Genomic DNA, 12426 nt, shown 5'->3' on the forward strand with positions numbered 1-12426 from the left:
TAAGTCGAAAAAGCTCTCTTCCATCCCGTTAAACGGGTGAGGCCCCGGCCAAACACCATTCATTTCTTGGGGGCACCTCGTTATGCTTTCTCTAATGGATGGATTTCTATGGTGCGGTACTACCGCCCGCCTCCGGAGCAGAGATGTCCCACGTCGACAGCATCGATATTGCAGAGCGCAGACGGCTCGACGCTCTGGCAAGTTACCGTATTGCGGGTTCCGGGCCCGAAAACCGTTTTGATCGCATCTGCCGTTTTGCCTCGGAGCTTTTTTCCACGCGCATGGCTTTCGTGACGCTGATCGAAGAGGATCGGCAATGGTTCAAAGCCTGTTCCGGTCTCGATATCGAGGAGACCCACCGATCCGAATCCTTTTGCGATCACACGATCCGCACGGATGATGTTCTCGTGGTGTCCGACGCGCGGCACGACGCACGGTTCTCCAGCCTGCCGATCGTCACCGGCGAACCCTTCATCCGGTTTTACGCCGGAGCGCCGCTGGTCTCGCCGGACGGTTTTCGGATCGGAGCGCTGTGCATCGCCGACACGCAGGTGCGCGAAAGCTTTTCCGAGCGGGAAAGGCGGACGCTCGCGGGCCTTGCGGCCATGGTCATGGAGCACATGGAATTGCGTCGCGAGGGCATACCGCAGGCGACGGCTGCCAACTTTGCGAATGCGACCGATCTTTCGCTGGTTACCGTCGATCCCACCGGCCGGATTGAATTCGTCAACCAGGCGGCGCTCGACATGTTCGGTTTCGGACGGGAGGAGATGATCGGCAGCTCGCTCGATATGATCGTGCCGGAGCGATTCCGCGCGGCCCACAATGCCGGTCTCGCGCGCGTGGCCGCGGGCGGCAATTCCAAACTCAAGGGCAAGACCGTCGAGGTGTCGGCTCGCCGCAAGGATGGTACGGAGTTTCCGATCGAGATGGCCCTTTCGATCTGGCACGATCAGCGCGGCGTCGGCGTGGGCGCCATCATCAAAGACATATCCGAACGCCGCGACCGCGACGTCCGGCTCCTGAGGCTGGCAAGCCAGGATACGCTCACTGGCCTATGCAATCGGCCTCGTTTCGAGGACCTTCTGCGCGAGGAACTGGCGCGCAAGCGGCCGCTTGCCGTGCTGCTCTTCGATCTTGACGGCTTCAAGGACGTCAACGATCGGTTGGGGCACGGCGTCGGCGACTCCCTGCTGCAGGCGATCGGTGTAAGATTGCCGGCGGTTCTTGACCGTAACGTCACCGTATCCCGGTTCGGCGGCGACGAGTTTGCCATTCTCATTCCCGGAACAGGCGATCCCCTTGTCGCCCAGAAGACCGCAAATGCGGTCATCGAGGCTTTCAAGATACCGTTCGAGGTTGCCGGGCACACGTTCCGTGTCGGGGCGAGCGTCGGTTTTTCGCTCGCTCCCAATCATGGTTCGGATGCGGAGGAACTGATCGCCAGCGCCGATTTCGCGCTCTATCGGGCCAAACAGGCCGGCGGCCGCGTCGTGCGCATGTTCGAACAGTCGATGCGCAACGAGACCCTGGCAAGGCGAACGCTCCGGGACGAATTGCTGCGGGCTTTGAACAGGCACGAGCTCGTGCTGCATTATCAACCGCAGGTGACCATCGAGACCGGCGAGGTGTTCGGCGTCGAAGCATTGATACGCTGGCAGCATCCCGAACGCGGTCTCCTGCCGCCCGCTGCCTTCCTTCCGGCCCTGGAGCAGAGTTCGATCGCGCTCGACGTCGGCTTATGGGTGCTTGACGAGGCCGGTCGCCAGATGGCCGCCTGGAATGCAGCCGGTTATCCGCCGATCAAGATGGGCATCAATCTGTTTCCCGCGCAGGTTCGCGCCGGCGATCTGGCGCGCAGCGTCATCGACCTGATCGCGCGCTACGCCCTCGATCCGAGGCTCCTGGAGATCGAGATCACCGAAACGGTCACGCTCAACGACGACGATCAGTCGCTCGAGTCGATTCAGGCGCTGAGCGAACTCGGCGTCGGCATTGCTTTCGACGATTTCGGCACGGGCTATGCTTCGCTCGGTTCGCTGCAGCGCTATCCGCTGACGACGCTCAAGATCGACATGGGCTTCGTCCGGGACCTCCTGACCAAGCCGCGCGACGCCGCCATCACCCGGGCGCTGATCATGCTCAGCAAGGAACTGGGGCTGAAGACGATTGCCGAGGGTATCGAGACCGAGGAGCAGGAGGCGGCGCTTCGCCTGATGGGCTGCGAGGCGGGGCAGGGCTATCGTTACGGCAAGGCGATGCCGGCCGAAGAGGTTGCCCGGCTCTTCGTCCAACCGATCGAAAAGCAGCGTATCCGGATCAAGTAATCCGGCATGATCCGCGCAAGGGCCGGTGCCAAAACCGGACGTCAAGCCGGGACATGAGTATCCTTTGGCGGTCGCGACAATCCCATGGGAGATTTCCGGGACGGGCCTGATTTCAATTGTCAACAATCGCGGAAACTCTATAACCTGATGATGCATTTGGCATCAGGGACGGCGCATGTTCAGACTGACGGAGCTTTCCGAAATAGATCTGAATCAGTTGTTCAATCTCGCACCCAACCCCTATGTCATCCTCGACCGGGAGTTGCGGCTTGTCGGGATGAACGACGCTTATCTGGCGGTGACGGGGCGTAGCCGTCAAGAGCTTCTCGGCCGCAACATGTTCGATGCGTTTCCGAGCGAGTCGGCGTCTGTCCCGGGCCGGCTTCTGCGCCAATCGTTCGCCAAGGTCCTTTCCACTGGTGAGGTGGATCACCTGCCGCTCATTCCCTATCCGATCCCGGGCCCCGACGGGGAGCTCGTGGATCGTTATTGGAGTGCCACCCATACGCCGATCAAGGACGAGGCGGGGCAGCCGATCTTCATCCTGCAGCATACAGTGGATGTGACTGAACTTCATCTGCTACGCAACCGGTCCGCGAGCGACGGCGGCTTGAAGGTTCACACCGACCTGATGCGCCGGGCCGATGCCGTGCAGGGAGAGAATGTCGCGCTCGGCGAGGAACGGGAATATCTGCGCATGCTGTTCGAGCAGGCGCCCGGCTTCATGGCGGTGCTGCGCGGTCCGGAGCATGTTTTCTCGATCGTCAACAGGTCCTACCGGGCGATCGTCGGCCGTGAGGACCTGATCGGCAAGACGGTGCGCGAGGCTCTGCCGGATATTGCCGGCCAGGGCTTTTACGAGCTGCTCGACGAGGTTTACCGGACGGGTACGCCCTATAGCGCCTATGGCGCGCGCGTCGTTCTCCAGCCCTCTGAAAGCGTTCAGCCGGAAGAGCGGTTTCTCGATTTCGTCTACCAGCCGATCCGTGATCGCGACGGCATGGTCAACGGCATTTTCGTGCAGGGCCATGACGTTACGGAGCTTCGCCGCGCGCAGGAGGCGGCCCGCGAAAACGAGGACCGTTTCCGCACGCTTGCCCAGTCGTTGCCGACGCATGTGTGGACGGCGACGCCGGATGGCCGGATGCAGTGGTGCAACGACCAGATTTTTACCTATAGCGGCCTGGAATCCTTCTATTTCGACAGGGAGCGTCGCTCCGACATGCTGCATCCGGACGATTCGCCCCGGATCGCCGCGGCCTGGGGAGAAGCGATCCGCGTCGGGGGCCGTCTTGAGACGGAGATCCGCCTGCGCCGCCACGACGGCGTCTATCGCTGGTTCATCAGTCGCGCGGTACCGATCAAGAATGCCGAAGGCGAAATCACCCTCTGGGTCGCTACCAATACCGATATCGACGAGCAGAAACAGACCGAATCGGAGCTTTCCAGCCTCGCAGAAACCCTCGGCCACCGGGTCGAGGAAAGAACGATCGAGCTCGAGCGGACGCAGGAAGTGCTTCGCCAAAGCCAGAAGATGGAGGCGATCGGCAATCTCGCCGGCGGCATCGCCCACGATTTCAACAATCTCCTGCAGGTGATCACCGGCAATCTCCAGCTTCTCGGACGGGAGTTCGCGGGCAATGAAGTTGCCGAAAGACGGTTGAACAGCGCGCTTGCAGGGGCGTCGCGCGGCGCCCGGCTTGCCTCGCAGCTTCTCGCCTTCGGCCGCCGCCAGCCGCTTTCGCCGAAGGTGATCAATCTGAGCCGCCTGATCCGCGAGATGGATCATCTTCTGAGGCGCAGTCTCGGCGAAGCGATCGAGATCGACACGATTGTTGGCAGCGGACTGTGGAATACGTTGGTCGATCCAAGCAATGTCGAGAACGCCCTCCTCAATCTCGCCATCAATGCACGCGATGCGATGAACGGGCAGGGCAAGCTGACGATCGAACTCGGCAATGTCTATCTCGACGACGAATATGCGCGGCACGCGTTCGACATGGAGGTCGGGAAATATGTGATGCTGGCGGTCACCGATACGGGTACGGGCATGACGGCCGACATTCTGGACAAGGTCTTCGATCCCTTCTTCACCACCAAGCCGGAAGGCAAGGGGACAGGGCTTGGCCTTTCCATGGTCTATGGCTTCGTCAAACAGTCGGGCGGCCATATCAGGATCTACAGCGAGCCGGGCAACGGCACCACCGTGCGGATATATCTTCCGCGATCGATGGAGGAAGAGGATTTGGTTGGCGAAAATGCCAGTGGTGCGGCCTTGGGCGGCGATGAGACGATCCTGGTCGTCGAGGACGACGAAGCGGTGCGGGAAATCACCGTCAGCCTGCTCGCCGAACTCGGTTATCGGGTCCTGCGGGCCAAGGACGCCGACAGCGGGCTTGCGATCGTCGAAAGCGGCGTGCCGATCGACTGCCTGTTCACGGATGTGGTGATGCCGGGGCGGTTGAAGAGCAGCGATCTCGCCAAGCGGGCCAAGGAGCGGCTGCCGCATCTCGGGGTGCTGTTCACCTCGGGTTATACCGAAAATTCGATTGTCCACGGTGGGCGGCTCGATCCGGGGGTCAACCTGCTGAGCAAACCCTATACGCGGGAGGCGCTCGCCCGAAAAATCCGCCAGGTGATCGACCAGAGCCGGCAGGCTCCGTCGCCGGGCTTGCCTGAAGGCTCTCCCGAGATAACTCCGGTTCTGCCTGCCGTCGAGCAGCCATCGGCGCCGGATCTGCCGATCGCGGTTCTGCTGGTCGAGGACGAGGCGCTGATCCGCATCTCGACTGCGGATTTCCTGCAGGATGCCGGCATGACCGTGGTCGAGGCGGGATCGGCAGCCGAAGCGCTTGCCGCAGGCGGCAGCCAGACGATCGACATCCTCGTCACCGATGTGCATCTGCCGGAAATGAGTGGCTTGCAACTTGCCTTGAAATTGCGCGAAACGCTTGCCGATCTGCCGGTGATCTTTGCCACCGGCGACCGCAACGTGCCGGGATCGGAGGAGCTCGGCCAGACGGCGCTGATCACCAAGCCTTACGACTACGAGCTGCTGACGACCCGCATACGGTCGATGGTGACGCCACGGCCGGGCGGCTGAGCCGCATTCGTCTTTTGCGGGTCAGCCGTTATCTTCGTCCTTCATACCCGCGGCCACTTCGGTTTTGCGCAGCAGCCAGAGGATGACGATGCCGGCGCTGGTCGCGGCTGCTGCGACGATCCACATGCCGAGGCCGACGCAGAGCCCGATCGCACCGGACAGCCACATGCTGGCGCCGGTCGTCAGGCCCTTCACATCGCCGCGCATCTGGAAAACGACGCCGGCGGCAAGGAAGGCAATTCCGGCGGTGACGGCCTCGATGAGCCGGATCGGGTCGATCCGGACGGTATTGGGCTGGTTGCCGAACTCATGCATGATCTGCAGGCCGACCAGCGTGAAGACGGCAGATGCGAGGCCGATCAGCATGTTGGTGCGCAGGCCGGCGGAATTCTTGCGCAACTCGCGCTCAAGGCCGATCAGACCGCAGAGAAACGCCGCGCCGACCAGCCTCACCAGAAGCACTTCGATCGCAACGGGCGCCTCGTGCGAAAACTCCTCCGCGAGAACGTTGAGCATGGTCGCAATATCCCGATGTTACCTGTGATGTAACACCGGAAACTGACGCAGGCCTATATGGTTCCGTCAGCGCTGGACGCTGGCGCGAAAGCCTCAGAGACGCCCTTCGGCCTCGACGATGACCTTCGTCAGGCTGCCGTTTGCCTGAAAGAGCGGGATGAGGCAGGCCTGCAGGGCGTGGTAGATATCGCCCTTGCCGGGGAAAAGAGTGTGGGCCGGGACGAGGTCCTCGGTCAGTTCCTCGTGCCAGCCGCCGTTTTTGTGATCGATGAAGCGGTTGGCGATCGTACCCCAGATCCGCCTATAGCTGTCCTCGTAGAAATTGTCGGCCGGCAGGTGCTCGTTGAGGAAATGCGCGGCACCGGCCGCTTCGCACATCGGCCACCAGAGCTTGTTGGTCTTGGCGGGCTTGTCGCTCCAGTCGAGCGTGTAGAAGAAGCCGCCCTTTTGGCTGTCCCAGCCCAGTGACATGGACTGGACGAACAGCGATTTTGCCGCGTCCGGCATCCAGCCGTGCTTTTTATCCCCGAGCGTCCAGAGTTGCAGCAAGAGGCGCGACCATTCCAGCCAATGGCCGGGTGTGGTGCCGGCGGGGCGGAACATCTCGTCGGGATGGTAATAGTCCTTGTCGATCGTCCATTCGGCATCGAAATGTTCGGCAACGCGGAAACCGACGCTGCCGGCAGAACGGCGGATGACGAGGTCGGCAATGCTCGTCGCCTTCTCGAGATAGGCCTTCTCGCCGGTCGCCTCGTATGCGGCCATCAACGCTTCGGTCAGGTGCATGTTGGAGTTCTGGCCGCGATAGCTGCCGCCATCGATCGGCGACCAGTCACGGTTGAATTCTTCCGCGATCGCGCCATGGCGCGGTTCCCAGAACCTGGTTTCGAGGACCTCGGTTATATCGGCCAGCATCCGGTCGGCGAGCGGATGGCCGATGACCTTGGCAGAGGCGGCGGCGAGTAGCACGAAGGCATGGCCGTAACCCTGCTTGGCGGGATCAGCCGCGCCGTCATCATTGACCTGCCAGAAATAGCCGCCATATTCCGTGTCGCGATGGCGCTCCCAGAGGGTGCGCATGCCGTGGTCGACGATATCGCCGGAGCCCGGCCGGCCAAGCAGGTGGCCGATCGAAAAACAGTGGACCATGCGCGCCGATGCATGAATGCCCCGGGTCGGATTGGCGCCGCCAATCGGTGAGCCCTGGTCGTCGAGATCAAAGAAGCCGCCCTTCGGGTTCATTGCCCGGACCTGAAAGAAATCAAAGAGTCCGTCCGCCTGATCGAGGAGCCACCGACGATGATAGGGAAGGCTCGCCCAGTTGGCTTCTGTCTGACGCGTGTCGCTCATGAAAACCTCGGAATCGCTGTGGCGGGGCAGTGGGATCAGAACGCCTATAGCGCCCCGCGAGTTGCCTGTCATCGCTCTTATCAAATCGATTATTGCGCGCATACTCATATGACACTTCTGGAAGGTTATATATTGACATAAACATATCTTTATGCGGTTATTGAACGAAATCGAAACGATGAAGGGCTGTGCTATGTTCGACGAACTCTTTGGTGCCGAAGCCGCCGCTCGCGATGGCGCAGAGATTCTGGCGGCACTCAAGGCGGCTGCGCGCGAGCGCATCCTGATCATCGATGGCGCGATGGGCACCGAAATCCAGGGGCTCGGTTTCGACGAGGGGCATTTTCGCGGTGAGCGGTTTGCCGGTTGCGCCTGCCATCAGCAGGGCAATAACGACCTCCTGATCCTGTCGCAGCCGCAGGCGGTCGAGGATATCCATTACCGTTATGCCAAGGCAGGCGCCGACATCATCGAGACCAACACGTTCTCGTCGACCCGTATCGCCCAGGCCGACTACCAGATGGAAAACGCGGTCTACGACCTCAACCGCGACGGCGCGCGGCTGGCGAAGCGCGCGGCATTTCGGGCGCAGAAGGAAGACGGTCGTCGCCGTTTCGTCGCCGGCGCCATCGGCCCGACCAATCGCACGGCCTCGATCTCGCCCGACGTCAATAATCCCGGTTACCGGGCGGTGACATTCGATGATCTCCGGCTCGCCTATGGTGAACAGCTCGACGGGCTGATCGACGGCGGCGCCGACATCATCCTGATCGAGACGATCTTCGATACGCTGAACGCCAAGGCGGCGATCTTCGCCTGCGCCGAGCGGTTCGAGGCAAAGGGCATCCGCCTGCCGGTGATGATTTCGGGCACGATCACCGACCTTTCCGGCCGCACGTTGTCTGGTCAGACGCCGTCGGCCTTCTGGTCCTCCATCCGTCATTCCAAGCCCTTCACCGTCGGCCTCAACTGCGCGCTCGGCGCCGATGCGATGCGGCCGCACCTGCAGGAACTGTCGGGCGTCGCCGACACGTTCATCTCCGCATATCCGAATGCCGGCCTGCCGAATTCGTTCGGCGGCTACGACGAATCGCCGGAAGACATGGCTCGCCAGATCGAAGGGTTTGCGGCGGAAGGCCTGGTCAACGTCGTCGGCGGCTGCTGCGGTTCGACGCCGGAGCATATCCGCGCGATTGCCGAAGCGGTGGCGCCGCACAAGCCGCGCGAAGTGCCTGAGCACCGGCCGTTCATGTCGCTGGCGGGCCTGGAACCCTTCGAGTTCACCAAGGACATCCCCTTCGTCAATGTCGGCGAGCGCACCAATGTCACCGGTTCGGCGAAATTCCGTAAACTGATTACCGCAGGCGATTTTACCGCGGCGCTGGCCATTGCCCGCGACCAGGTGGAAAACGGCGCTTCGGTCATCGACATCAACATGGACGAAGGCCTGATCGACTCGCAGCGGGCGATGGTCGAATTCGTCAACCTGATCGCCGCCGAGCCGGATATCGCTCGGGTGCCGATCATGCTCGACTCCTCGAAGTTCGAGATCATGGAAGCGGGCCTGAAATGCGTGCAGGGCAAGCCGGTCGTCAACTCGATCTCCATGAAGGAGGGCGAGGAAAAATTTATCGCCCAGGCCAAGCTGCTGCGCAATTATGGTGCTGCCGTCGTGGTCATGGCCTTCGACGAGCAGGGCCAGGCAGATACCTACGAGCGCAAGGTGGCGATCTGCGAACGCGCCTACAAGCTCCTAACCGAAGAGGCGGATTTCCCGCCGGAAGACATCATCTTCGACCCCAACGTCTTTGCGGTGGCGACGGGTATCGAGGAGCATAACAGCTACGGTCTCGCCTTCATCCAGGCGACCAAGACCATCCGCGAGCGCATGCCGCTGGTGCATATCTCTGGCGGTGTCTCCAACCTGTCCTTCTCGTTCCGCGGCAACGAGCCGGTGCGTGAGGCGATGCATGCCGTGTTCCTCTACCACGCCATCCAGGCGGGCATGGACATGGGCATCGTCAATGCCGGCCAGCTGGCGATCTACGAGAACATCGATCCGGAACTGCGCGACGCCTGCGAGGACGTCGTGCTCAACCGTCGCGACGATGCGACGGAACGGATGCTCGAACTCGCCGAGCGTTATCGCGGAACCGGGGCCAAGGAAGCCAAGGAGAGAGACCTCGCCTGGCGTGAATGGCCAGTGGAGAAGCGCCTTTCGCATGCGCTCGTCAACGGCATCAACGAGTTCATCGAGGGCGATACCGAGGAGGCGCGCCAGAATGCTGAGCGGCCTCTGCATGTGATCGAGGGTCCGCTGATGGCCGGCATGAACGTGGTCGGCGACTTGTTCGGATCCGGAAAGATGTTCCTGCCGCAGGTGGTGAAGTCCGCCCGCGTCATGAAGCAGGCCGTCGCCGTGCTTCTGCCCTATATGGAAGAGGAGAAGCGCCTCAATGGCGGCGATCAGAAAAAGTCCGCCGGCAAGGTGCTGATGGCGACCGTCAAGGGCGACGTCCACGATATCGGCAAGAACATCGTCGGCGTCGTGCTCGCCTGCAACAATTACGAGATCATCGATCTCGGCGTGATGGTGCCGGCGACGAAGATCCTGGAAACGGCGATTGCCGAGAAGGTCGACATCATCGGGCTTTCCGGCTTGATCACCCCGTCGCTCGACGAGATGGTACATGTGGCGTCGGAAATGGAGCGCCAGGGGTTCGATATTCCACTGCTGATCGGCGGGGCGACGACCAGCCGCGTCCATACGGCCGTGAAGATCCATCCGCGCTATGATCGCGGCCAGGCGATCTACGTGACCGATGCCAGCCGCGCGGTCGGCGTCGTGTCCGCGCTTCTGTCCGAAGACGGAAAGCCGAGCTATATCAGCACGGTGCAGGCGGAATATGCCAAGGTTGCCGCGGCACACGCACGCGCGGAAGCGGAAAAAACCCGCCTGCCGATCGGCCGTGCCCGCGACAATGCCGAGAAGGTCGACTGGTCGTCCTACCAGCCCAAGAAGCCGCAGTTCACCGGAACGAAAGTGTTCGAGACCTATGACCTGGCGGAACTGGCGAAATATATCGACTGGACGCCGTTCTTCCAGACCTGGGAACTGAAGGGCCGTTTCCCGGCGATCCTCGAAGACGAGAAACAGGGCGAGGCGGCGCGCCAGCTTTATGCCGATGCGCAGGCGATGCTCGACAAGATCATTGCCGAAAAATGGTTCCGGCCGCGGGCGGTGATCGGCTTCTGGCCGGCCAATGCGGTCGGTGACGACATCCGCGTTTACACCGATGAAAGCCGCAACGAGGAACTGGCGACCTTCTTCACACTGCGTCAGCAGCTTTCGAAGCGGGACGGTCGTCCGAACGTCGCGCTGTCGGATTTCGTCGCCCCGGTTGCGACAGGTCTCGACGACTATGTCGGCGGTTTCGTCGTCACGGCCGGTATCGAGGAAGTGGCGATCGCCGAGCGGTTCGAGCGGGCGAACGACGATTATTCGTCGATCCTCGTCAAGGCGCTGGCCGATCGCTTCGCCGAAGCCTTCGCCGAATGCATGCACGAACAGGTCCGCAAGGAATTCTGGGGTTATGCGCCGGACGAGACGTTCTCGGCGGACGAGCTGATCACCGAGGCCTATCACGGCATCCGCCCGGCGCCGGGTTATCCGGCCCAGCCCGACCATACGGAAAAGGCGACCCTGTTCCGGTTGCTCGACGCGGAAGAGGCGACCGGCGTCGTTCTGACGGAAAGCTACGCGATGTGGCCCGGCTCATCGGTCTCCGGCCTCTATATCGGCCATCCGGCATCCTATTATTTCGGGGTGGCGAAGGTCGAGCGCGATCAGGTCGAGGACTATGCCAAGCGCAAGGGCATGTCGATCGAGGAGATCGAGCGCTGGCTCGGTCCTGTCCTCAACTACGTGCCGGTGTCCGGTCAGGATGCTGTCGACGACGCGGCCTGAAGAAGGGCCGTCTGACATTGCTTAGATGCAAGACGGCATCCGCGAGGATGCCGTTTTCGTCTGCGGGCCGTCAGCCCTCCGATTTATCTGCAATCAGTCGCGGATGATCAGGAAATCGTGGGCGTTGAAGCGCAACGCAAGGGTTTCTCCCGGCTGCGGCAGGACTGCGTCCGGCGAATTGAACATGTCGAAGGAAATCTGGTTTCCGCCGACATCAAGCTTGGTGCGGATGACCGAGCCCAGGAAATGCGAGGAGATCACCTGGCCGGTCAGCGAGGTATCGCCCTTGGCATTTTCCAGCAGCGAACCCGCTTCCGGGCGCAGGGCGATCGACAGCTTGTCGCCGCCTTTCAGGGCGCCGATCGATTCCCTCAGCCTGATCGTGTTTTCGCCGACCTTCACCGTGTTGGCCGCCGGATCGACGACGGTCGCCTCGATGATGTTGAGCGTGCCGACGAAGGAGGCGACGAAACGGGTGGTCGGGCGATTGTAGATTTCCGACGGGGTGCCGATCTGGTCGGCGCGGCCGGCATTCATGACGACGACGCGGTCGGAGATCGACAGGGCCTCTTCCTGATCGTGCGTCACGAAGACGGTGGTGATGCCGAGCCGGCGCTGGATTTCACGGATTTCTTCGCGCAATGAAACACGGATCTTGGCATCGAGCGCCGACAGCGGCTCGTCGAGCAGCAGGACCTGCGGTTTCGGCGCAAGCGCGCGGGCAAGCGCCACGCGCTGCTGCTGACCGCCGGACATCTGGTAGGGATAGCGGTCGGCCAGGTGGTCGAGACCGATCAGCGTCAGCATTTCCTTGACGCGTGTTTCGATCTCCGTCTTGGACTTGCCCGCCACCTTCAAGCCGAAGGCGACGTTGTCGAAGACGTTCATGTTCGGAAACAGCGCATAGGCCTGAAAGACCATGCCGATATTGCGCTGGTTGGTCTTCAGCGCGTTCTGGTTCCGGCCGTTGATCGAGATCGCACCGTCGCTCGGGCTTTCGAACCCGGCGATCATGCGCAGCACCGTCGTCTTGCCGCAGCCCGACGGTCCGAGAAAGGAAACGAACTCGCCCTTCTCGATGGACATGTTGAAGTCCTTGACGACCTGCGTCTGGCCGAAACTCTTCTTGATACTTTCGAGAACGAGGAACGACATCAAAATTC

Annotated in this window: 6 protein-coding genes; 3 read left to right on the top strand and 3 right to left on the bottom strand. The window is 61.8% G+C overall.

What is annotated here, in order from left to right; genetic code table 11:
- Positions 1 to 143 precede the first annotated feature (143 nt).
- Together AC1DLT_RS13610 and AC1DLT_RS13615 are read left to right on the top strand one after the other, a co-directional pair.
- Positions 144 to 2327 (top strand): putative bifunctional diguanylate cyclase/phosphodiesterase, encoded by a 2184-nt coding sequence (locus tag AC1DLT_RS13610; protein ID WP_247036251.1) that lies wholly within the window; start codon positions 144 to 146, stop codon positions 2325 to 2327.
- 175 nt (positions 2328 to 2502) lie between these two features.
- Positions 2503 to 5430, top strand: a complete 2928-nt coding sequence (locus tag AC1DLT_RS13615; protein WP_477487070.1) for a hybrid sensor histidine kinase/response regulator — start codon at positions 2503 to 2505, stop codon at positions 5428 to 5430.
- A gap of 21 nt (positions 5431 to 5451) precedes the next feature.
- Here AC1DLT_RS13615 and AC1DLT_RS13620 read toward each other — a convergent pair whose 3' ends face one another.
- Both AC1DLT_RS13620 and AC1DLT_RS13625 read right to left on the bottom strand, forming a co-directional pair.
- Positions 5452 to 5946: an MgtC/SapB family protein gene (locus tag AC1DLT_RS13620; RefSeq protein WP_038543616.1), complete on the bottom strand. Its 495-nt coding sequence runs from the start codon at positions 5944 to 5946 to the stop codon at positions 5452 to 5454.
- Between the two features lie 93 nt (positions 5947 to 6039).
- Positions 6040 to 7296, bottom strand: a complete 1257-nt coding sequence (locus AC1DLT_RS13625; protein ID WP_477487071.1) for an AGE family epimerase/isomerase — start codon at positions 7294 to 7296, stop codon at positions 6040 to 6042.
- Between the two features lie 193 nt (positions 7297 to 7489).
- Here AC1DLT_RS13625 and metH point away from each other — a divergent pair, with 193 nt between their 5' ends.
- Positions 7490 to 11263 carry a methionine synthase gene (gene metH, locus AC1DLT_RS13630; RefSeq protein WP_477487072.1) on the top strand — a complete coding sequence of 1258 codons (3774 nt, stop codon included), beginning with the start codon at positions 7490 to 7492 and terminating at the stop codon, positions 11261 to 11263.
- 93 nt (positions 11264 to 11356) lie between these two features.
- On the opposite strand, the gene AC1DLT_RS13635 is transcribed toward metH, so the two are convergent.
- The gene (locus AC1DLT_RS13635; RefSeq protein WP_477487073.1) at positions 11357 to 12418 is read right to left on the bottom strand and encodes an ABC transporter ATP-binding protein; all 1062 of its coding nucleotides are present in this window, start codon (positions 12416 to 12418) and stop codon (positions 11357 to 11359) included.
- Between the last annotated feature and the right edge of the window lie 8 nt (positions 12419 to 12426).

This window comes from Neorhizobium sp. 05N33 (assembly GCF_056397445.1).

Bases quoted from the DNA above. Each gene is read 5' to 3' on its own strand.
- AC1DLT_RS13610 (WP_247036251.1), top strand. From the start codon at position 144: ATGTCCCACGTCGACAGCATCGATATTGCAGAGCGCAGACGGCTCGAC.
- AC1DLT_RS13615 (WP_477487070.1), top strand. From the start codon at position 2,503: ATGTTCAGACTGACGGAGCTTTCCGAAATAGATCTGAATCAGTTGTTC.
- AC1DLT_RS13620 (WP_038543616.1), bottom strand. From the start codon at position 5,946: ATGCTCAACGTTCTCGCGGAGGAGTTTTCGCACGAGGCGCCCGTTGCG.
- AC1DLT_RS13625 (WP_477487071.1), bottom strand. From the start codon at position 7,296: ATGAGCGACACGCGTCAGACAGAAGCCAACTGGGCGAGCCTTCCCTAT.
- metH (WP_477487072.1), top strand. From the start codon at position 7,490: ATGTTCGACGAACTCTTTGGTGCCGAAGCCGCCGCTCGCGATGGCGCA.
- AC1DLT_RS13635 (WP_477487073.1), bottom strand. From the start codon at position 12,418: ATGTCGTTCCTCGTTCTCGAAAGTATCAAGAAGAGTTTCGGCCAGACG.